This is a genomic window from Aquibaculum arenosum (genome assembly GCF_029222965.1).
Lineage (GTDB): Bacteria > Pseudomonadota > Alphaproteobacteria > Kiloniellales > DSM-21159 > Aquibaculum > Aquibaculum arenosum.
The window spans coordinates 78,625-99,582 of sequence record NZ_JARHUD010000010.1 but is presented as its reverse complement, the minus strand read 5'-3'; the positions used below and the strand labels follow the sequence as shown (position 1 = coordinate 99,582).

The window sequence follows — 20,958 nt, the reverse complement described above, 5'->3', positions numbered from 1 at the left end:
CAACGTTCACGTCGCAGCCTCTTGTGCGGTCTCGTCGCAGCCGGGACGATGGGGTAGCTTTCAGGCCGCTGAATGCAAGGGAGGTCGCACATGCGCTTTGCCGTGATCGGCCATGGCGCCATCGGACGTCTGCTGCTGCAGGAGGTTGCCGCCGGGAAGGCGCCGGGGGCGGAACTGACTGCGATCCTGGTGCGCCCCGGTCGCGCCGGCCAAACCCCTGACCTGCCGCTGGTCGAGTCTCTGGACGACCTGCTCTCCGCGAGACCGGATGTGGTGGTCGAAGCCGCCGGCGGCGGCGCGGTAGCCGAGTACGGTGAGGGTGTCCTCCAGGCCGGCTTCGAACTGGCGGCGGCATCGGCAGGAGCCTTGACCGACGCCGCGCTGGCCGAGCGGTTGCGTGCGGCGGCCCGGGCGGGCGGGTCACGCCTGGTGGTTCCCGCCGGCGCCATTGGTGCCATCGACGCCTTGGCGGCGATGCGGCTGGCCGGCTTGCAACAGGTCACCTATCGGGGGGTGAAGCCCCCGGCCGCCTGGCGCGGCTCGGCGGCGGAAAGCCTCTGCGCGCTGGACAGCCTCTCGACCGCCACCACCTTCTTCAGCGGCAGCGCGCGCGAGGCGGCAGGGACCTTTCCCAAGAATGCCAATGTGGCGGCCATCGTCGGTCTCGCCGGCCTCGGGCTCGACGAGACCCAGGTGGAACTGGTGGCGGATCCCACTGCCGGCGGCAATCGGCATGAGATCGAGGCTGAGGGCGTCACCGGACGCATCAGTTACAGCGGCGAGGGCTATGCGGCGCCGGACAATCCCCGGACCTCTCTGCTCACGGTCTACTCCCTGCTGCGCTATCTGGCGAACCGGGAAGCAGCACTCGTCGTTTAAGTGTTCACCTGTCCCTGCCATGCTTCCAGCACATGCGGCCCTTGCCGCGGCGTGCCTTGCTTCGCGCGGGCGGGGCGTGGAATAAGCGGGGCATGCGCGTGATCTTCCTCAACCGTTTCTGCCCTGACCGAATGCCCGTCAGCGGATGAACGCAGCTCCCCTCATCGCCTTACAGCAGGTCTCCCTCGGCTTCGGGGGCAAGCCCCTGTTCCAGGGCCTCGATCTGCTGCTGTTCCGCGGCGAGCGGGCCTGTCTGGTCGGCCGCAACGGCAGCGGCAAGTCCACGCTGCTGCAGGTGCTGGCCGGCCTGGTCGAGCCCGACGCCGGGGAGCGGGTGGTGCAGGCGGGCGTGCGGCTGTCCTACTTGCCCCAGGAACCGACGCTGCCGCCGGAGCAGACGGTCGCCGAATACATCGCCGAAGGCCTGCCGCCCGGTGCGGAAAGTGAGTCCTACCGCGTCGATGCGCTGGTGGATCGCTTCGATCTCGACCCGGCTGCCGCGCTGGGCACGCTTTCCGGCGGCGAGGCGCGCCGCGCGGCGCTGGCCCGCGCGCTGGTGGGTGAGCCGGAAGTGCTGCTTTTGGACGAGCCGACCAACCATCTCGACCTGCCGACCATCCAGTGGCTGGAGGACGAGTTGACACGCTTCCGCGGTGCCCTGCTCACCATCAGCCATGACCGCGCCTTTCTGACCCGGGTGGGCAACCGGGTCTTCTGGCTCGACCGCGGGCAGGTGCATCGCCTCGACGCCGGTTTCGAGCGCTTCGACGACTGGGCGGAGGAAATCCGCCACGCCGAGGCCCAGGAACTCTATCGCCTGGGCAAGCAGATCGAGCGCGAGGAGCACTGGCTGCACCGCGGCGTGACGGCGCGGCGCAAGCGCAACCAGGGCCGGCTGGCCCGCCTGCAGACCCTGCGCAAGGAGCGCGGGGAGATGCTGCGCAACCGCCAGGGGCAGGCCAGCATGGCCGCGGCGGAAGCCGCCACCAGCGGCAAGCTGGTGATCGAGGCCGAGGGGGTGAGCAAGGCCTTCACTGCGCCAGACGGCAGCCGGCTGCCCATCGTCGAGAACTTTTCCACCCGCATTCGTCGCGGCGACCGGGTGGGCATCGTCGGCCGCAACGGCGCCGGTAAAACCACGCTCATCAACCTCCTGCTCGGCCGGCTGGAGCCCGATGAGGGTCAGGTGACGCTGGGCACCAACCTCGAGATCGAGGTGGTCGACCAGAAGCGCAGCGTCCTTGATCCCGAAGCCACGCCCTGGTCCGTGCTCTGCCCGGCCGGCGGGGACAATGTCATGGTGGGCGGCAAGCCCAAGCATGTGGTCGGCTACCTGCGGGAGTTTCTCTTCGAGGAGATCCAGGCGCAGCAGCCGGTCAAGGCGCTGTCGGGCGGGGAGCGCAACCGCCTGCTGCTTGCCCGTGCCTTTGCGCAGCCGTCCAATCTCATGGTGTTGGACGAGCCCACCAACGACCTGGACATGGACACTCTGGATTTGCTGGCCGAAGTCCTGGACGACTATCAGGGCACGCTGATCCTGGTCAGCCATGACCGCGACTTTCTTGACCGGCTCTGCACCTCGGTGATCCTGCTGGATGGACGCGGCGGCGCGCGGGAGTATCCCGGCGGCTTCTCCGACGCCGTCCGCCAGGCCGGGGGACTGCCTGATGCGCGCACGAGCTCGACCCCGACGTCTTCGCGCAGTCGTCCGGCTCGCCGGCCGGCGGCGCCGCGGCCGTCGGGCAAGCTGTCGTATAAGGAACAGCGTGAACTGGACGGCCTGCCGGGCGAGATGGACAAGCTGTCGGCACAGGTGGCAGCCCAGGAAGCAAAGCTCGCCGACCCCGGCCTCTATGCCCGCGACCCCGCTGGTTTCGAAACGGCGAGCGCTAGGCTCGCGGATCTGCAGGCACGCTTGGCCCAAGCGGAAGAGCGTTGGCTCGAGCTGGAGGAAAAGCGCGAGCGGCTCGCCGGCGAGGGCGGGGCATGACCAAGGCGATCAAGCCGCTGGACTTCGCGCTCTTCGCCGTGGTTATGCTGATCTGGGGTTTCAATTTCGCCGTCAGCAAGACGGGGCTGGAGCAATTCCCGCCCATGCTGCTGGTGGCGCTGCGCTTCATGATCGTCTCTGTGGTGCTGCTGCCCTTCGTCCCGCCGCCGCACGGCCGCTGGCGGGAGATCATCGCGCTGTCGGTCACCTTAGGCACTTTGCACTTCGCCTTGATGTTCACCGGCCTGGCCGGCATCGATGCCTCGACGGCGGCGATCGCGATTCAGCTTCAGGTGCCCTTCGCCTCCCTGCTCGCCGCCTTTTTCTTCGGAGACAAGCTGGGCTGGCGCCGGGCGCTGGGACTGGCGACGGCCTTTGGCGGCGTCATCGTCATTGCCGGTGAGCCCCGGCTCGAGGGCAGCTATACGGCGCTGGGCATGGTTGTGGCCGCGGCACTGGTCTGGGCCGTGTCGAATGTGCAGGTGAAGAAGGTCTCCGAGCTGTCGCCCTGGTGCGTGTCGGCCTGGATGGCGCTTTTCGCCTGGCCGCAACTCCTGGTGCTGTCACTGCTCACCGAAAGCGGCCACTGGACGGCGCTGCAGGAGGCCGATTGGATCGGCTGGGGTGCAGTGGCCTACAACGCGCTGGCGGTGATGGTGGTGGGCTATGGTCTCTGGTATCGCCTTCTCATGCGCTACGACATGAACCAGGCCATGCCGATCACGCTGGTCGTCCCAGTGCTTGGCGTGGCGTCAGGGGTGTTCGTCCTGGGCGAGCCCTTCACCTGGTCCATTGCCGTGGGCGGCCTGCTGACCATTGGCGGCGTCGGCATTGTGGTGCTGCGCCGGCCGAAGATTGCCGCCGTAGCCAGTAAGCGGGTGTGACGACGCCATGCCCTTGATCCGTGAACGGTCCTCGCCCAACCACGACGCCCGCCCCGGCGAGCGCGAACCCGACCTGATCCTGCTGCACTACACCGGCATGCGCAGCGCCGAGGAAGCGATGGCGCGCCTCTGCGCCCCGGCGGCGCGCGTCTCGGCTCACTACTGCATCGAGGAAGACGGCACGCTCTGGCGCCTGGTGCCGGAAAGCCGGCGCGCCTGGCACGCCGGCCTGTCGAACTGGGAAGGGCAGGAGGGCGTAAACGACCGCTCGCTCGGCATCGAACTGGTCAATCCGGGGCATGAGTGGGGCTACCGCGCCTTTCCCGAAGCCCAGATGGCTTGCCTGTTGGAGCTACTGGCGGTGCTGCGGGTGCGCTGGCGCATCCCGCGCTGGAACGTCGTGGGCCATGCCGACGTAGCGCCGCTGCGCAAGGAGGACCCCGGAGAGCTGTTTGATTGGGCGCGCCTTGCCGCTGCCGGGCACGGCCTCTGGCCCCAAGAGGCGCCCGCCCTGGCGCCGGACGAAACGCAGGCAAGACAGGCCCTCGCGACGATTGGCTACGGCTATCTCGAAGAGGATTTTCCTGCCGTGCTGCGCGCCTTCCAGCGCCACTTCCGACCGGCGCGGGTGGATGGGGTGCTGGACGCCGACACAGCCGGCCGCCTTGCGGCGGTGGCGGCACTCTTCAACGCCGCCCGCGGCGAAGGTTGATGCCTGCGCTCTTTGGCGCGTTGACCGACCGGGCGCGAGTGCCTACATCCTGCCAGCGCCAGACGGCCGGATGGCCGCCTTCACGTCTTTGACGCGGGGGAGGAAAGTCCGGGCTCCACGGGAACACGGTGCCGGGTAACGCCCGGCGGGGGCGACCCTAGGGAAAGTGCCACAGAAAGCAAACCGCCGCGCGCATGCGCGGTAAGGGTGAAAGGGTGCGGTAAGAGCGCACCGCGTCCCCGGCAACGGGGATGGCACGGTAAACCCCACCGGGAGCAAGACCGAGTAGGGGCGGTGGGCCGCAAGGCCAGGCGCGTTTCCGCGCTGCCGCCCGGGTAGGTCGCGCGAGGCGCTCGGCGACGAGCGTCCCAGATGAATGGCCATCCCCCGCCTTTCGGGCGGTGGACAGAACCCGGCTTACAGGCCGTCTGGCGCCTGCTTTCTTCACGGCCCCGCTGTATTCATAAATAGAACATAAAGAGAACAGGGGCTTTTGTTGGACCTTGCGCGCTTGCGCGTGTCGTTTGCGTGGCCTTGCTTGGCTGGATGGGTTGGGAACGTCGAAAAGCGCGGAATTGTGCGGGTTTTTATCTTTCCGAGGCTGTCGATGTTACTTGCGTTCCCATTGACGCCCATACAGACCCATGATATCCCATTTAATCCCAGCACGGGCATTTGCCGCCCAAAGAAACCCATGCGCGCGGGATTTTTTGCAAGTGAGCAGAGGCCAGTGTCGGGACGGGTTCGGCAGAGATGTCGGGCACTAACCGCAGCCGCCAAGGATCGGTTCAGGGGGTGGGGTAAGCGGATCGGTTCAGCGGCAGGAGATCGGGGTGGCCACGCGAGCGCCATTTTTAGGGACCTTCTTCAACAAGGTAGACCGCAAAGGACGCGTGTCGGTGCCGGCCCCCTTTCGTCAAGTTCTCGCCGCCGATTCCTTTCCCGGCATTGTCTGCTTTGCCGCGCCGCGGGCGCAGGCGGTGCAGGGCTGTGGATTGGGCTTGATGACCGACCTGATGGAGAGCGTGGATCAGACCTTCGACCTTTTCTCGGATGACCAGGAGGCCATGGCCTTCAGTCTCTTTTCCGACGCGCGCCAGCTTGCCTGGGACAGCGGGGGTCGAGTGCAGTTGCCTGACGATCTTCTGGAACATGCCGGCATCACCGAGGAAGCGGTGTTTGCCGGCCTCGGCCGTTTCTTCCACATCTGGGAGCCGGAAACCTTCAAGGCCTATAAGGCCCAGGCCCGCTCTAAGATTGGCGACAAGGGACTGTCCTTGCCGCTCCGTCGACCGCAGGGGGAGTGACCCATGACGGCGACAGACGTTCACCAAGCAGCGGGCCACCTGCCCGTGATGTTGCCGGAGGTGCTCGAGGCGCTGGCGCCGCGCGATGGCGGTGTCTATCTCGACGGAACCTTCGGGCGCGGTGGTTATGCTCGCGCCATTCTGGAAGCCGCTTCCTGCAGGCTGATCGGGCTGGATCGCGACCCCGCAGCAATTGCCGCCGGCCGCGCCATGGAGCAAGAGTTCGCCGGCCGGCTCCGCCTGGTGGAGGGCTGCTTCGGAGAACTCGATCGCCTGAGTGGCGAGGCTGCGCTGGACGGTGTCGCGCTCGACCTGGGTGTGTCCTCGCCGCAGCTCGACGAGGCCGAGCGCGGCTTCTCCTTCCGCAGCGACGGCCCCTTGGACATGCGCATGGGCACCACCGGCCCCAGCGCTGCCGACGTGGTCAATGAAGCTGAAGAAGCGCAACTCAGCGATGTTTTCTGGCACCTTGGCGAGGAACGCCGCGCCCGCGCCGTGGCACGGGCCATTGTCGCTGCCCGCCGCGAAGCGCCCATCACCCGCACGCTGCAGCTCGCAGAGATCATTCGTCGGGTGGTCAAGCCCTCGGCCGATGGCATCGACCCGGCGACGCGCAGCTTCCAGGCGCTGCGTCTCTACGTGAACGACGAGTTGGGCGAGCTCGAGCGCGGACTGGCCGCGGCGGAGCGGGTCTTGGCGGCCGGAGGCCGATTGGCCGTGGTCTCCTTCCATTCGCTCGAGGACCGCATCGTCAAGACTTTCCTGCGTGAGCGCTCCGGGGCCGCGCCGCGCGGCTCGCGCCATCTGCCGGCCGTCGAGGCGCGCGCACCCAGTTTCGAACTGCTTCATCGCAGCGCGCGCAAGCCCAGTGTGGAAGAGTCCCGGCGTAACCCGCGCGCCCGTTCGGCCCGCCTGCGCGCCGCGGAGCGCACTGCGGCGCCGGCCTGGTCGCGTCCCGGCGTATCGGCAGAGGAGGGTTCGGCATGACGCGTCTGCTGCTTATCCTGATCGTGGCCGCCGCGGCCGGCGTTGCTGGCCTGCTCTTCCAGGTGAAGTACGAAGTCCAGGAGGTGGAAAAGGAACTGGCCGAGATCAATCGCCAGATCCTGGAAGACCGCGAGGCCACCCACGTTCTCAAGGCCGAGTGGAGCTATCTGAATCAGCCGGCGCGCATCGCCGCCCTGGCGGAGCGGCATCTAGAACTGGGGCCGATGCGCCCGCAGCAGGTGGTGCAGGTCAGGCACCTGCCGCCGCGCCCAGAAGACTTCGGCTACAGCCAGACTGAACTGGCCGATGCCGAGCCCCTGCCACGTGAGCGCCCCTTGATGCCCGCCGGTTGGCAACCAGAGGCCCTGCCGTCGCCGCAGCGCACGCCCGCCCGTACGGAGGGGAGCATTGCCGTGGCCCAGGTCGATGCGTCCGACACACAGCCGGCCCAAGCGCCTGAGCCGCAGGCTTCCTCCAATCCGACACCCGCTGCCGCGCCGGCGGACCCAATCGCCGACACCATTGCGCGCCTGGGCACTGATGCAGTCCCGCCACTGAGCGAAAATGAGAGCTTCAATCCCCTCACTGGCCGTCCGCTGCCAGTGTCCACTGGCGGGGGAGGCGTGCGATGAACGAACCGCGCGAACCCAAGGGCAGGCATCAGGGTGATCTGCCTTCCGGCATGGATCTGGGTCAGCCCGAGCGTTGGGTGGTGGGGCTTGACGGCAACCGTAAGCAGGCGCTCGAGGTGGGGCGTACGCGCCTGATCCTCACAGGGCTTCTTTTCGCTTTTGCTTTCCTGGCCGTCGGCTTTCGGCTGGTCGAGTTGTCCTGGCTTCAGAACGACATGGCCCCGCGCATCGCCGGGACCATGGAGGCGCCCGGTGAATGGCAGGCCGGTCGTGCCGGCATTCTCGACCGCAACGGCGAAGTGCTGGCCGCCAACCTTCCGACCATGGCGCTCTATGCCAATCCGCGCGAACTGCGCGACCCCATCGAGGTGGCCGATCGCTTGGCGGAAGTGATGCCCGACGCCATCGGGGAGCGCCTGCGCCGGGACCTGGACAGCGACCGCAGTTTCGTCTGGGTCAAGCGCTGCCTGTCTCCGCAGGAATCTTCGGCCGTCATCCGCCTCGGCGTTCCCGGACTGCATCTGCAGCGCGACGAGTGCCGCTTCTATCCCCACGGCGAGCTCGTCTCCCACGTGGTCGGCTTTACCGACATCGACGACCGCGGGCTGGCCGGCATGGAGCGAGCCTTTGACGCTTGGCTGGCCGGCGGCGAGACGCCGCTGCAGCTGTCCCTCGACCTGCGCGTGCAGCATGTGCTGGCCGAGGAGCTGCAGGCAGCCATCGACGAGTTCTCCGGTGTCGGCGGCGCGGCTGTGGTGATGGATGCGGACAACGGCGAGCTTCTGGGCATGGTCTCGCTGCCCAGCTTCGATCCGCGCATGCCGGGCCGGGCAACGGAAGAACAGCGATTCAACCGCGCCGCTTTGGGCGTCTACGAGGTCGGTTCGGTCCTGAAGTCCTTCAGCACCGCGGCGGCGCTGGATTCCGGTTCGGTCACGCTGGAGGACGGCTGGGACACTTCGCAGCCGATCCGAGTGGCGCGTTTCACCATCAACGATTTTCGCGGCAAGAACCGCTGGCAGAGCGTGCCGGAGATCTTCCAGAATTCCAGCAACATCGGCACGGTGCATATGGCCATGACCACTGGCACCGAGCGCCTGCGCAACTATCTGGACGATTTCGGGTTGCTCGATCCGGCATCGCTGGAACTGCCCGAGCGCGGCCGGCCGATGCTTCCCAATCCGTGGCGCGAAATCAATACCATGACCATTTCTTACGGTCATGGCATCGCGCTGACGCCTTTGCAGGTGACCCGGGCCTTCGCGGCGCTGGTGAATGGTGGCGAATTGGTGCAGCCGACCCTGATCAAGCGGCTTCCCGGGGAGCAGGCGCCGCGCGAGCGCGTGATTTCCGAGCGCACGAGCGAGCAGATGCGCTGGTTGCTGCGCCTGGTGGTGTTGCACGGCAGTGGCGGCAACGCCGATGCCGAAGGATACTTGGTCGGCGGCAAGACCGGCACGGCCAACAAGCTGAGCCCCAGCGGTGGCTATCAGAAGGACAAGCGCATCGCGTCCTTCGCCGGTGCCTTCCCGATCGACGACCCGAGGTACGTCGTCTTCTTCATGGTCGACGAGCCCAAGCCGACCGAGCGCACCTATGGCTTTGCCACGGCAGGCTGGGTGGCGGCGCCGGGGGTGGGGCGCGTGATCTCGCGCCTGGGGCCGATGCTCGGCATGCCGCCGCGACCGCAGGCGGAAGAGCAACGTCCGGACCCGCTGCTGGTCCCGGCCCGCCTGAGGGGTCGAAGCGTTGCGTCTCGATGAACTGATGAAGGAAGCCGGAACAGTGGCGCTGCCGCAGGCAAGCAGGATCGAGGTCAGGGGACTGACGGCGGACAGCCGGCAGGTGGCTCCGGGCTTCCTCTTTGCCGCACTGCCGGGCAGTCGTGCCGATGGCCGCGCCTTCATCCCGGAGGCGCTGCGTCGCGGCGCCGTTGCCGTCCTGGCGCCGGAGGGCACCTGCCTTCCGGACGAGGCGGGCGATGCTGTCCTGATCGCTGACCCGGAACCGCGTCATCGTCTGGCGATGATGGCCGCCGCCTTCCACGGGCCCCAGCCGCGCCGCATCGCCGCCGTGACCGGCACCAACGGCAAAACTTCGGTGGCGAGCTTCACCCGGCAGATCTGGCAGGCGCTTGGATATCAGGCAGCCAGCCTCGGCACCCTCGGCCTGGAGCCGGAGCGCGCCGGCGCGCCGAAGGCGCTGACCACGCCCGACCCGGTGGTGCTGGCAAGCCTGTTGGCGGAATTGGCCGATGAGGGTGTGGATCACCTGGTGCTCGAGGCCTCGAGCCACGGCCTCGATCAATACCGGCTCGACGGCCTGCGCCTGAGCGCGGCGGCCTTCACCAACCTCAGCCGCGATCATCTCGATTATCACTCCTCGATGGAGTCCTATTTTGCGGCCAAGCGGCGCCTCTTTGAGGAGCTCTTGCCCGCAGAGGGCACGGCGGTGCTCAACGCCGACGCGCCCGAGTTCGAAACCCTCGCCAAACTTTGCCGGACCCGCGGTCAGCGGGTGCTCGGCTATGGTCGCGGCGGGCGCGAACTCAAGCTTCTGGACCTGGTTCCGGCGGATGCCCACCTCCAACTTGCCCTGGAGATCTTCGGGCGTTCCCACCACCTTGCCTTGCCCGTAGCCGGGACCTTCCAGGGTTTGAACGCGCTCGCCGCCCTTGGCCTCGTCCTGGCCGAGGGCGTGGAGCCGGAAGCGGCGCTGGCCGCGCTGGCGCAGGTCCAGGGTGTGCCGGGCCGTGTCGAGGCCGTGGGTGTCACGCCGGCCGGCGGCCGGGTCTTCGTCGACTATGCCCATACTCCGGGCGCGCTGCAGACCGTGCTGGAGGCCCTGCGCCCCCACGCCCGCGGGCGCCTGCTGGTGGCATTCGGCGCCGGCGGCGACCGGGATCCCGGCAAGCGCCCCTTGATGGGCGAAGTGGCCGCGCGGTTGGCCGATGCCGTCATCGTGACCGACGACAACCCGCGCAGCGAGGACCCCGCGGCCATCCGCGCCGCGATCCTGGCCGCAGCGCCCGGCGCCGAGGAGATCGGCGACCGCCGCACGGCCATTCGCCAAGGTATTGCCTCTCTTGGCGACGGCGACCTGCTGGTGGTGGCCGGAAAGGGGCACGAACAGGGACAAACTATTCAGGACAGGGTGCTGCCGTTCGACGACCGCGAAGAGGTGCGTCGTGCCATTGCCGAGCTTTGGGGAGGCAAGGCATGAGCGCGGAGATCCTCTGGACCGCGGCCGAGGCGAAGGCGGCAACCAACGGAACGGGGCCGGACCTTTGGCGCGCTACGGGAGTCTCGATCGATACGAGATCGATTGCGGCAGGGGACCTATTTGTCGCGCTGTCCGGCCCCAACTATGACGCTCATGCCTTCGTGGGCGATGCCCTGGCCAAGGGCGCTGCTGCGGCGGTGGTGAGCCACCGGCCGGAAGGCCTGGACGAGACGGCACCGCTGTTGCTGGTGCCCGACTGCCTGGCCGCTCTCCGGGACCTGGGCCGCGCCGCCCGGTCGCGCAGCCAGGCGAAGGTGATCGCGGTCACCGGCTCCTCCGGCAAGACCAGCACAAAGGAGCTGCTGGCCGGCGCCTGCGCGGCCCTGGGTCCGACCCATGCTGCGGCGGCCAGCTATAACAATCAGTGGGGTGTGCCGCTGACTCTGGCGCGCCTGCCGCGCAGTGCCGCCTGGGCGGTGTGCGAGATTGGCATGAACCACGCCGGCGAGATCCGCCCGCTGGCCGCCCTCGTGCGTCCGCATGTGGCGGTGATCACGAACATCGGTGTTGCACACCTGGAGTATCTTGGCTCGCGCGAGGCCATCGCCGACGCCAAGGCGGAGATCTTCGAGGGGCTGGAGCCCGGATACTCCAGGTGGGCCACGGCGGTGCTGCCGCGCGGAGATGACTTCTATGAGCGGCTGTCTGCGGCCGCGGAGGCCGCCGGCGCCGACATCCTTACCTTCGGCGCCCACCCGGCAGCGGACCTGCGCCTGGTCGACTATCAGGCCGAGGGCGAAGGCGGCCGTGTCGAGGCCGAGGTGCAGGGCCGCCCGCTGCGGTTCTTCCTGCCCTTCGCCGGGCGCCATCAGGCCGGCAATGCCTTGGCCGCCCTGGCGGCGGTGAGGGCGCTGGGCGGCGACGTGGTGGCTGCTGCGAGGGCCTTGGAAGGGCTGGAGCCCCTGGCTGGCCGCGGTGCGCGCCAGACCTTGGTGCTGTCCAACGGCCGGCGCATCACGCTCCTGGATGAAAGCTACAACGCCAATCCTCTCTCGGTATCGGCGGCGCTGAGCGTGCTGGGTGATATGACGCCGCAGGGCGAGGGGCGCCGGATTGCCGTGCTCGGCGACATGCTGGAACTGGGCCCCGAGGCCGGGCGTCTGCACCGTGCTCTCGCCGACAAGCTGTCGGATGCCGCGGTGGATGCCGTCTTCCTGTGCGGGCCATTGATGGCCGAGTTGGCCGAGGCGTTGGAAGGCCGGACGACAGTGGTGCATGCGCCGGACAGCGCAGCCCTGGCGCCGCAGATCCCGCCGGCCTTGCGCGACGGAGATGTGGTCCTGGTGAAGGGGTCGCTGGGCAGCAAGATGAAGCGGGTGGTCGATGCGCTGACGGCTGCCTCCGCCGCGCCAAGGGGTGCGGCGACGGGGTCGAAGGGGGGCCGGGCGCATGCTTTATAATCTGCTCGTTCCGCTCTCCGACCAGTTCGTTGCCTTCAACCTCTTCCGTTATCTCACCTTCCGCACCGGGGGCGCGTTGATCACTGCGCTGATCCTGGCCTTTTTCTTCGGTCCGGCGCTGATCAACTGGCTGCGCAAGAAGCAGCGCTATGGCCAGCCGATCCGCAGCGACGGACCGGAAGGCCATCTGCTGACCAAGCAGGGCACGCCGACCATGGGCGGGGTGCTGATCCTCTTCGCGCTGGCGGTGTCGACCCTGCTCTGGGCAGATCTCGGCAACCTTTACGTCTGGATCATTCTCTTCGTAACGATCGGCTTCGGCGCGATCGGCTTCTACGACGACTACCTGAAGCTCACCCGGCGCAGCCATCACGGTCTCTCAGGCCGCCTGAAGCTGCTGGCGCAGGTTGTGGTGGCCGGGATTGCGACGGCGGCAGTGATGCTGGTCTCGCCGCCGGAGCTCTCCGGCCAGCTGGCGCTGCCCTTCGTCAAGAACCTGTTGATCGACCTCGGGCTCTTCTTCGCGGTTTTCGGTGTTTTTGTGATGGTGGGCGCGTCGAACTCGGTGAACCTGACCGACGGCCTCGACGGGTTGGCCATCGTGCCGGTGATGATCGCGGCGAGCTGCTTTGCCTTCATCGCCTACCTCGTGGGCAACGTGGTCTACTCCAATTACCTGCAGATCCACTACGTGCAGGGCACCGGCGAACTGGCGGTCTTCTGCGGCGCGCTGGTTGGCGCTGGGCTGGGCTTCCTCTGGTACAACGCGCCGCCGGCCATGGTCTTCATGGGCGACACGGGCTCGCTCTCCTGCGGCGGCGCCCTGGGCGGCGTGGCGGTCATCACCAAGCATGAGATCGTGCTCGCCATCATCGGCGGCCTCTTCGTGCTGGAGACTGTCTCGGTGATCGTCCAGGTCGCCTCCTACAAGCTGACCGGACGGCGCATCTTCCGTATGGCGCCGCTGCATCATCACTTCGAAAAGAAGGGCTGGAAGGAACCGACCATCGTCATCCGCTTCTGGATCATCGCCGTGGTGCTGGCGCTGATCGGCCTCTCCTCCCTCAAGCTCAGGTAGCGAGACCGCCGATGATAAGCCTTCCCTTCATGTACAGCTACGTGGTCGCGGTCCTGGGCCTGGGCCGCAGCGGCATGGCCACGGCCAAGGCCTTGATGGCCAATGGCGCCGAGGTCTGGGCCTGGGACGATGACGAGGACGTGCGTGCCCGGGCGCGGGAGCAGGACATCCCGCTGGTCGATCTGCATCAGGCCAACTGGCTTGAGCCGGTGACGCTGGTGATCAGCCCCGGCATCCCGCATCGCTTTCCCGAACCGCACCCGGTGGCCAAGCTGGCCCGCGAGGCGGGTGTGGAGATCATCTGCGACGTTGAACTGCTCGGCCGGGCCCAACCCGATGCCCGCTACGTCGGGATCACCGGCACCAATGGAAAGTCGACGACAACGGCCGCCATCGGCCACGTCCTCGAGATGGCGCGGCGGCGCGTCGAGACCGGTGGCAACCTCGGCCGGCCGGTGCTGGAGTTCGAGCCGATGCAGCCGGATGGCTTCTACGTGCTCGAGCTGTCGAGCTATCAGATGGAACTGACGCTCTCCATCACCTTCGACATCGCCGTCCTGCTGAACATCACGCCCGATCACCTGGATCGCCACGGCGGCTTGGAGGGCTATGTGGCGGCCAAGCGGAATATCTTCCGCCGCCAAACCAGCCCACGCACCGCGATCATCGGGATCGATGATCCGATCTGCCGTGAGATCTGGGAAGACCTGAAGCGGGCCGGCGATCAGGTCATCTGGCCGATCTCCGGCGAGGGGCGCGTCGAGGGCGGCGTCTATGCTGAGGACGGCCTGCTGTGGGATGAAACGGACGGAAAGCGGGTCGCAGCTTTGCCGCTCTCCGAACTGCCCCAGCTGCCAGGGCGGCACAACTGGCAGAACGCGGCTGCTGCCTACGCCGCCGCCAAGGCGGCAGGTGTCGATCCCGCGATCGCGACCGCCTGCCTGCGCAGCTTTCCTGGCTTGGCGCATCGGCAGGAGAAGGTGACGGAGATCGACGGCGTCACCTTCGTAAACGACTCCAAGGCCACCAACGCTGATGCCACAGCCAAGGCGCTGGCCTGCTACGAGCCGATCTACTGGATCGCCGGCGGGCGCGCAAAGGAGGGTGGGCTGAGCGGCCTTGAAAAAAGCCTGGGCCGTGTCGCCCGTGCCTTCCTGATCGGCGAGGCGGCCGAGCCTTTCGCGAAGGCGCTTGAGGGCCGTGTCGACAGCGAAGTCTGCGACGATCTCGATACCGCGGTGCGCCAGGCTTTTGCCGCGGCGCGGCGCGACGGCCGCGAGGGTGCAGTGGTGCTGCTCTCCCCGGCCTGCGCCTCTTTCGATCAGTTCAAGAACTTCGAAGTCCGGGGCGAGGCCTTTAAGGCCGCCGTCCGGGCGCTGGCGGAGAAGGAGACGGGATGAGCCTGGCCTTCGACCGCACCGATACGTCCTTGCTCGGCCGCTGGTGGTGGAGCGTCGACCGCTGGGCGCTCTTCGCGCTCGTCCTGTTGGTGGCGGTGGGCGCGATCCTCAGCCTCACGGCCTCGCCGGCGGTTTCCATGCGCCTGGGGCTGGGAACCTTCGGTCTTGCGAAGCGCCACCTGGTGATGCTGCCGCTGGCCGCTGCGCTGCTGTTGGGCGTGTCGCTGGCCAGCCCGCTGTGGGTGCGGCGCTTCTCGGTCTTCGGCCTGCTGGGCACGCTGGTGCTCTTGGTCGCGGTGCTCTTCCTCGGCCCGGAGATCAAGGGTGCGACGCGCTGGATCTCCATCGCCGGATTCTCCCTGCAGCCTTCGGAATTCGTGAAGCCCTTCTTTGCCGTGGTGGCCGCCTGGCTGCTGGCGCTGGGACGCTACGAGGAGAACTTCCCCGGCAAGCTGGTCGCCGGGTTGCTCTGGCTGCTCATCTCAGCGCTGCTGCTGCTCCAGCCCGACCTGGGACAGACCGTGCTGGTGGCTGGCGTCTTCGGGCTGCAGCTCTTCCTGGCTGGTTTGCCCTGGATCTTGGTGGCGGCGCTTGCGGCCGTGGCGCTTTCCGGCGTGGTGGGGGCCTATATGACGCTCCCCCATGTGGCACAGCGCATCGATGCCTTCTTCGACCCCACCAGCGGCGACGGCTATCAGATCGGCCGCTCCATGGAGGCCTTCATGAACGGCGGCCTCTGGGGGCGCGGCCCCGGTGAAGGCACGGTGAAGGCCTATCTGCCGGACGCCCATTCCGACTTCGTCTTCGCCGTGGCCGGCGAGGAGTTGGGCATCATTGCCTGCCTCATCATCGCCTGCCTCTTTGCCTTCGTGGTGCTGCGCGGTTTCACCCGCCTGCTGCGCGAGGAAAGCCTCTTTGTGGTGCTGGCGGGCACAGGTCTGCTGGCCCAGTTCGGCTTCCAGGCGCTGGTCAACATGGGCTCGACCCTGCATCTGCTGCCGACCAAGGGCATGACCCTGCCGTTCCTCTCCTATGGCGGCTCGTCGCTGCTGGCGTTGGCCATGGGCATGGGCATGGTGCTGGCTTTGACCCGGCGCCGGCACAGTGTGGGAGGGCCGATGCTATGACCGGGGCGCCAAACCGCATCATGCTGGCCGCCGGCGGCACCGGTGGGCACCTCTTCCCGGCCCAGGCCACCGCACGGGCTTTGGTCGCCCGCGGCGCAGAGGTGGTGCTGGTCACCGATTCCCGCGGCGCCGGCTTCGGCAACGATCTGCCGCAGGTCAGCACCCGGCGCATTGCCGCCGGATCGCCCCAGCGTGGCGGTGCCTTGGGCAAGTTGCGTGCCGGCTTCGACCTGCTGCGGGGCTATCTGCAGGCGCGCCGCTTGATCCGGCAACTTCGGCCCAAGGCGGTGCTCGGCTTCGGTGGCTATCCCTCGGTGCCGCCGCTGCTGGCAGCGCGCCATCTCAAGGTGCGCGCCCTGCTGCACGAGCAGAACCAGGTGTTGGGACGTGCCAATCGCATGCTGGCCGCGCGTGCCGACGTGATCGCCACCTCCTTTCCCGAGGTGGCGGGTGTGCCGGAAGGTGCCAGAGAGCGGATCGTGTTGACGGGTAACCCCGTGCGCGCCGCCGTCGCCGCAGTGGGGAGCAAGCCCTATCCGCGGCCGGAGGCTGACGGTCGGCTCTGCCTGCTCATCACCGGCGGCAGCCAGGGGGCGCAGGCTTTCGACGAGCTGCTGCCCGATGCCATCGCCCAGCTGCCCGCCGCGTTGCGCGCCCGTCTGGACGTGGTGCAGCAGCTGCGCAGCCGCGACCGCGCCGAGGTCAAGGCGATCTATGACGCCGCCGGCGTGCGCGCGGTGCTGCAGCCCTTCTTCGACGACATGCCGCAGCGACTGACTGCCGCCCATCTGCTGATCTGCCGGGCGGGTGCCTCGACCGTGGCCGAACTGGCGGCGGCGGGTCGGCCCGCCATCCTCATTCCCTATCCCTTCGCGGCGGACGATCACCAGCAGGGTAACGCCGAGGCCTTTGCTGCGGCCGGGGCCGGCTGGGTGCTGCGCCAGCGCGACATCACTGCCGCCTCGCTGGCCGGCCGGCTGGGCGAACTGCTGGCGGATGGCGACACGCTGGTCCAGGCAGCGGCCGCGGCGCGCGCCTTTGCACGGGACGATGCGGCGGAACGCCTGGCGGACCTGCTCTGCGGCGATGGCAACAACGCCCGCGGCGTGAACAAGGAGGCCGCGGCATGAGAACCCTGCCTTTGGACATCGGCACGCTGCACTTCGTTGGTATCGGCGGCATCGGCATGAGCGGCATCGCCGAGGTGCTGCACAATCTTGGCTACAAGGTGCAGGGCAGCGACCTGAACGACAGCCCCACGGTCAAGCGCCTGCGTGAGCTCGGCATTGCCGTGGCCATCGGTCACGCGCCCGAGAATGTCGAGCAGGCTCAGGTGGTGGTGATCTCCTCGGCCGTGAAGCCGGACAATCCCGAGGTGGTCGCCGCGCGGGAGCGCTTTCTGCCCATCGTGCGCCGCGCGGAGATGCTGGGCGAGCTCATGCGGCTGCGTTGGGCCGTGGCCGTTGCCGGTACCCATGGCAAGACCACGACCACCTCGCTGGTGGCCCAGCTTTTCGACAAGGCCGGGCTGGATCCCACGGTGATCAACGGCGGCATCATCAATGCCTATGGCACCAACGCCCGTCTCGGCGAGGGCGACTGGATCGTGGTCGAGGCGGATGAAAGCGACGGCAGCTTCACCAAGCTGCCGGCCACGATCGCGGTGGTCACCAACATCGATCCCGAGCATCTGGAGCACTATGGCTCGGTGGAGGCCTTGCACGCCGCCTTCGAGACCTTCGTCGAGAACATCCCCTTCTATGGCTTTGCGCTCTGCTGCATCGACCATCCGGCGGTGCAGTCGCTGATCGCCCGGATCGAGGATCGGCGCATTGTCACCTACGGCTTCGGCCCGCAGGCCGACGTGCGGGCGGAGAACCTGCGGCTCGAGCGCGATGGTTCGCGCTTCGATCTGGTGGTGGCCGGCCGCGAAGGCGGGGCGCCGATGCAGATCGCGGACCTCTTCCTGCCGATGATGGGCCAGCACAACGTGCAGAATGCCCTGGTTCCCTGTGCGCTGGCCCTGGAAATGGGCATGAGCGAAGAGACCCTGCGCGGCGCGCTGCAGAGCTTCGGCGGCGTGAAGCGACGCTTCACCCGCACCGGCGAGGTGGGCGGCATCACCGTCATCGACGACTATGCCCATCACCCTGTGGAGATCGCGGCCGTGCTGCGCGCTGCGCGCCAGGCTGCCAGCGGTCGGGTGATCGCCGTGATGCAGCCGCACCGCTACTCGCGTCTGCGTGATCTCTTCGAGGATTTCTGCACCTGCTTCAACGACGCCGACGGCGTGCTGGTGTCCGACGTCTATGCCGCGGGTGAAGCGCCGATCGAGGGTGTCGATCGCGATGCACTGGTGCGCGGCCTGCGAGCGCACGGCCATCGCCAAGCCGCGCCGCTTAACGATCCGCTCGATCTGGCGCGGATTATCGCGCACACCGGCAAGCGCGGCGACATCGTGGTCTGCCTGGGGGCAGGCAGCATCACCAATTGGGCCCAAGCTCTGCCGGAGCAGCTCGCCGTGCATCTCGGGGGAGGCAAATGACCGCCATGACCTCTCCGAATCTGCGCCTGATCGATCGTCTGCCTGCGGTGCGCGGCCGCTACACCGAGAACGCGCCGCTGGCCGGTGTGACCTGGTTCCGGGTCGGCGGGCCGGCCGATGTTGCCTTCCGGCCGGCGGACCCCGACGACCTGGCCGCCTTCCTCAAGGCCAAGCCGGCCGACGTGGCGGTCACGGTGATCGGCGTCGCGTCCAACCTGCTGGTGCGCGACGGCGGGGTTGCGGGTGTGGTGATCCGCTTGGGCCGTCACTTCGCGGCGATCGAGCGCGACGAAACCGGTCTGATCTGCGGCGCCGGGGCGCTGGATGTGAACGTGTCGGAAGCGGCGCGGCGTTTCGAGCTGACCGGGCTGGAATTCCTCTCCGGCATTCCCGGGACCATCGGCGGCGCGCTGCGCATGAATGCCGGCGCCTACGGCCGGGAAATCAAGGACGTGCTCCGCTGGGCGGAAGCCATCACGCCCCAGGGTGAGATCAAGCGGCTCGCACCGGAGGAGATGGGGCTGTCCTATCGCAAGTCGCAGGTGCCCACCGACTGGATCTTCCTGCGCGCTGCCCTGCGGGCCGAGCCCGGCAATCCGGCCGAGATCCAGGCCCGCATGGACGAGATTCGCAGCGCCCGCTCGCAGTCGCAGCCCATTCGCAGCCGCACCGGTGGCTCCACCTTCAAGAACCCTCCGGGGGAGAAGGCCTGGCAGCTCATCGACGCCGCCGGCTGTCGTGGTCTGCGCATGGGCGCCGCTCAGGTCTCCGAGCAGCACTGCAACTTCTTGATCAACACCGGGGACGCCACCGCCGGCGACCTCGAGGCGCTGGGCGAGAAAGTGCGTCGGCGGGTGCTGGCGCACAGCGGCATCGAGCTGGAGTGGGAAATCAAGCGCATCGGTCGCCCGCAGTCGGAGGAGGCAGCGTCATGAAGATTCTCGTCCTCTACGGCGGTCGTTCGGTGGAGCGGGACGTGTCACTGGTCAGCGGCAAGGCCTGCGCCGAAGCCCTGGAAAACAAGGGGCATCAGGTGACGCTCTTCGACCTCCAGGAAGGTGTGCCGGCCCTGCTGGCCGACCTGCAGGCCGAGCGTCCCGACGTGGTCTTCAATGCTCTGCACGGCCGTTGGGGCGAAGACGGCAACGTCCAGGGGCTGCTCAATCTCATGGAAGTGCCTTACACGCACTCAGGCCTGCTGGCCTCGGCGCTGGCCATGGACAAGGTGATGGCCAAGCGGCTCTTCGCGGAAGCGGGGCTGCGCTGTCCCGAGGGGCTGATCTCCGACCGGCAGTCACTCCTGGCCGGTGATCCCGTTCCGCGCCCCTTCGTGGTGAAGCCGGTGCGCGAAGGCTCCTCCATGGGCGTGGTCATCGTGCGCCACGGCGACAACGATCTGCCTTTCTCCAAGCAGGAATGGGGTTTCGGCGAGGAGGTGCTGGTCGAGCCTTATATCCAGGGCCGCGAGTTGACGGTGGCCGTGATGGAGGATCAGCCGCTGGCGGTCACCGAACTGCGGCCGCGCCAGGGCTTCTACGACTACGAAGCCAAGTACACCGACGGCAAGACCGACCACCTGGTGCCGGCGCCGGTGGACCCGGCGATCTACGATCAGGCCATGGACATGGCGCTGGCCGCCCATCGTGCCTTGGGCTGCCGAGGCGTCAGCCGGGCCGACTTCCGCTTCGACGACCGGGCCGAGGCCGGAGAGGCGGGCGGTCTCTATCTTCTGGAGGTTAACACCCAGCCAGGCATGACGCCGCTCAGCCTCGTGCCAGAGCAGGCCGCCCACTGCGGCATCCCCTTTCCCGAACTGGTTCACTGGTTGGCGGAGCACGCACAATGCGATTGAGCCGCAAGCCCGACGCCAAGCAGCAGAAGGGCCGCAAGGCCGCGCGCCGCACTGCGCCGAAGCGCCGCTGGCGGGATTCGCCGCTGGCGCAACGTGCCCTGCCCCTGCTGCCACGCGCCTTTCTGGTGGCCGTGGTCGTCGGGAGCGCAGCCTGGGCCTGGAGCGATGGCCTGCTCGGTCGAATGGCCAAGGGGACTGAGAACGTTTTCTGGGCCGCAACGGTGCATGCCGGCATGGCGGTGGCCGATGTCACGGTGGAGGGGCGCGAGCGCAGCGACACCACGCGCCTCCTGACGGCACTGGGTGTTGAGCGCGGCTCACCGATCCTGGCCTTCGATCCTCATGCTGCCCGCGCCCGGGTGCTGGCGCTGCCCTGGGTTTCCTCCGCTGAGGTGGAGCGGCGTCTGCCGGATCAGATTCACCTGCAGCTGCAGGAACGGCGGCCGCTGGCGCTCTGGCAGCGTGACGGGCGGCTCGAAGTGATCGACCAGCATGGCGAGATCATCACCAGTGCGCGCCCCGGCCGCTTCATCAACCTGCCACTGGTGGTGGGCGAGGAGGCGGCCGAGGAAGCGGCCGAACTGGTGGCGATCCTCGAAAGCGAGCCGGAGCTGGCGGAGCGCGTGGTGGCGGCCGTCTGGGTCTCGCAGCGGCGCTGGAACCTGCATCTCGAGGGCCGGGTGGAAGTGCGCCTGCCGGAAAAGGGCGCCGCCGAGGCTTGGCATCAGTTCGCTCGGCTGGACCGAGAGCAGGGCTTGCTGGATCGCGACGTTGCCATGGTGGACCTGCGGCTGGGCGACCGCCTGGTGCTGCGGACAGTTACGGGGCAGTTGCCCAAACCGCCGGTGCGCGGCGGAACCGACACCTGACGGGAGAGGGGATT

At 68.0% G+C, this 20,958-nt stretch carries 18 protein-coding genes and 1 other RNA gene; all 19 read left to right on the top strand.

The window, feature by feature from the left end:
- Positions 1-90: 90 nt before the first annotated feature.
- The 19 genes from P2G67_RS14715 to P2G67_RS14625 all read left to right on the top strand — a co-directional run bounded on the left by P2G67_RS14715 (position 91) and on the right by P2G67_RS14625 (position 20,944).
- Positions 91-879, top strand: a complete 789-nt coding sequence (locus tag P2G67_RS14715) for an aspartate dehydrogenase (RefSeq protein WP_275824010.1) — start codon at positions 91-93, stop codon at positions 877-879.
- Between the two features lie 145 nt (positions 880-1,024).
- Positions 1,025-2,869 (top strand): ABC-F family ATP-binding cassette domain-containing protein, encoded by a 1,845-nt coding sequence (locus tag P2G67_RS14710; RefSeq protein WP_275824009.1) that lies wholly within the window; start codon positions 1,025-1,027, stop codon positions 2,867-2,869.
- Positions 2,866-3,753 carry a DMT family transporter gene (locus P2G67_RS14705; protein ID WP_275824007.1) on the top strand — a complete coding sequence of 296 codons (888 nt, stop codon included), beginning with the start codon at positions 2,866-2,868 and terminating at the stop codon, positions 3,751-3,753. The genes P2G67_RS14710 and P2G67_RS14705 overlap by 4 nt, the downstream gene beginning before the upstream one ends.
- Positions 3,754-3,760: 7 nt before the next feature.
- Positions 3,761-4,465 (top strand): N-acetylmuramoyl-L-alanine amidase, encoded by a 705-nt coding sequence (locus tag P2G67_RS14700; RefSeq protein WP_275824006.1) that lies wholly within the window; start codon positions 3,761-3,763, stop codon positions 4,463-4,465.
- Between the two features lie 58 nt (positions 4,466-4,523).
- Positions 4,524-4,901, top strand: an RNA gene (gene rnpB / locus P2G67_RS14695) — RNase P RNA component class A.
- Positions 4,902-5,364: 463 nt separating this feature from the next.
- Entirely contained in the window at positions 5,365-5,772 is a 408-nt protein-coding gene (locus P2G67_RS14690) for a division/cell wall cluster transcriptional repressor MraZ (RefSeq protein ID WP_275824005.1), read from the top strand.
- A gap of 3 nt (positions 5,773-5,775) precedes the next feature.
- Complete coding sequence (gene rsmH / locus P2G67_RS14685) at positions 5,776-6,759, top strand: 16S rRNA (cytosine(1402)-N(4))-methyltransferase RsmH (RefSeq protein WP_275824004.1); 984 nt, start codon at positions 5,776-5,778, stop codon at positions 6,757-6,759.
- Positions 6,756-7,391: a cell division protein FtsL gene (gene ftsL / locus P2G67_RS14680; RefSeq protein ID WP_275824003.1), complete on the top strand. Its 636-nt coding sequence runs from the start codon at positions 6,756-6,758 to the stop codon at positions 7,389-7,391. Before rsmH ends, ftsL begins: the two co-directional genes overlap by 4 nt.
- On the top strand, positions 7,388-9,154 hold the full coding sequence (locus tag P2G67_RS14675; protein ID WP_275824002.1) for a peptidoglycan D,D-transpeptidase FtsI family protein: 1,767 nt from the start codon (positions 7,388-7,390) through the stop codon (positions 9,152-9,154). The genes ftsL and P2G67_RS14675 overlap by 4 nt, the downstream gene beginning before the upstream one ends.
- Positions 9,141-10,613 carry a UDP-N-acetylmuramoyl-L-alanyl-D-glutamate--2,6-diaminopimelate ligase gene (locus P2G67_RS14670; protein WP_275824001.1) on the top strand — a complete coding sequence of 491 codons (1,473 nt, stop codon included), beginning with the start codon at positions 9,141-9,143 and terminating at the stop codon, positions 10,611-10,613. The genes P2G67_RS14675 and P2G67_RS14670 overlap by 14 nt, the downstream gene beginning before the upstream one ends.
- Positions 10,610-12,073, top strand: a complete 1,464-nt coding sequence (locus P2G67_RS14665; protein ID WP_275824000.1) for a UDP-N-acetylmuramoyl-tripeptide--D-alanyl-D-alanine ligase — start codon at positions 10,610-10,612, stop codon at positions 12,071-12,073. The genes P2G67_RS14670 and P2G67_RS14665 overlap by 4 nt, the downstream gene beginning before the upstream one ends.
- Positions 12,063-13,151, top strand: coding sequence for a phospho-N-acetylmuramoyl-pentapeptide-transferase (gene mraY / locus P2G67_RS14660; RefSeq protein ID WP_275823999.1), 1,089 nt, complete (start codon positions 12,063-12,065; stop codon positions 13,149-13,151). Before P2G67_RS14665 ends, mraY begins: the two co-directional genes overlap by 11 nt.
- 11 nt (positions 13,152-13,162) lie before the next feature.
- A complete protein-coding gene (murD, locus tag P2G67_RS14655; protein WP_275823998.1) occupies positions 13,163-14,551 on the top strand; it encodes a UDP-N-acetylmuramoyl-L-alanine--D-glutamate ligase in 1,389 nt (462 codons plus the stop codon).
- Positions 14,548-15,678, top strand: coding sequence for an FtsW/RodA/SpoVE family cell cycle protein (locus tag P2G67_RS14650; protein ID WP_275823997.1), 1,131 nt, complete (start codon positions 14,548-14,550; stop codon positions 15,676-15,678). Before murD ends, P2G67_RS14650 begins: the two co-directional genes overlap by 4 nt.
- A complete protein-coding gene (gene murG, locus P2G67_RS14645; protein WP_275823996.1) occupies positions 15,675-16,808 on the top strand; it encodes an undecaprenyldiphospho-muramoylpentapeptide beta-N-acetylglucosaminyltransferase in 1,134 nt (377 codons plus the stop codon). The genes P2G67_RS14650 and murG overlap by 4 nt, the downstream gene beginning before the upstream one ends.
- Positions 16,805-18,223: a UDP-N-acetylmuramate--L-alanine ligase gene (murC, locus tag P2G67_RS14640; RefSeq protein ID WP_275823995.1), complete on the top strand. Its 1,419-nt coding sequence runs from the start codon at positions 16,805-16,807 to the stop codon at positions 18,221-18,223. Before murG ends, murC begins: the two co-directional genes overlap by 4 nt.
- 5 nt (positions 18,224-18,228) lie before the next feature.
- Positions 18,229-19,158 carry a UDP-N-acetylmuramate dehydrogenase gene (gene murB / locus P2G67_RS14635; protein WP_275823994.1) on the top strand — a complete coding sequence of 310 codons (930 nt, stop codon included), beginning with the start codon at positions 18,229-18,231 and terminating at the stop codon, positions 19,156-19,158.
- Positions 19,155-20,075 (top strand): D-alanine--D-alanine ligase, encoded by a 921-nt coding sequence (locus tag P2G67_RS14630; protein ID WP_275823993.1) that lies wholly within the window; start codon positions 19,155-19,157, stop codon positions 20,073-20,075. The genes murB and P2G67_RS14630 overlap by 4 nt, the downstream gene beginning before the upstream one ends.
- A complete protein-coding gene (locus tag P2G67_RS14625; RefSeq protein WP_275823992.1) occupies positions 20,066-20,944 on the top strand; it encodes a cell division protein FtsQ/DivIB in 879 nt (292 codons plus the stop codon). Before P2G67_RS14630 ends, P2G67_RS14625 begins: the two co-directional genes overlap by 10 nt.
- Positions 20,945-20,958 lie beyond the last annotated feature (14 nt).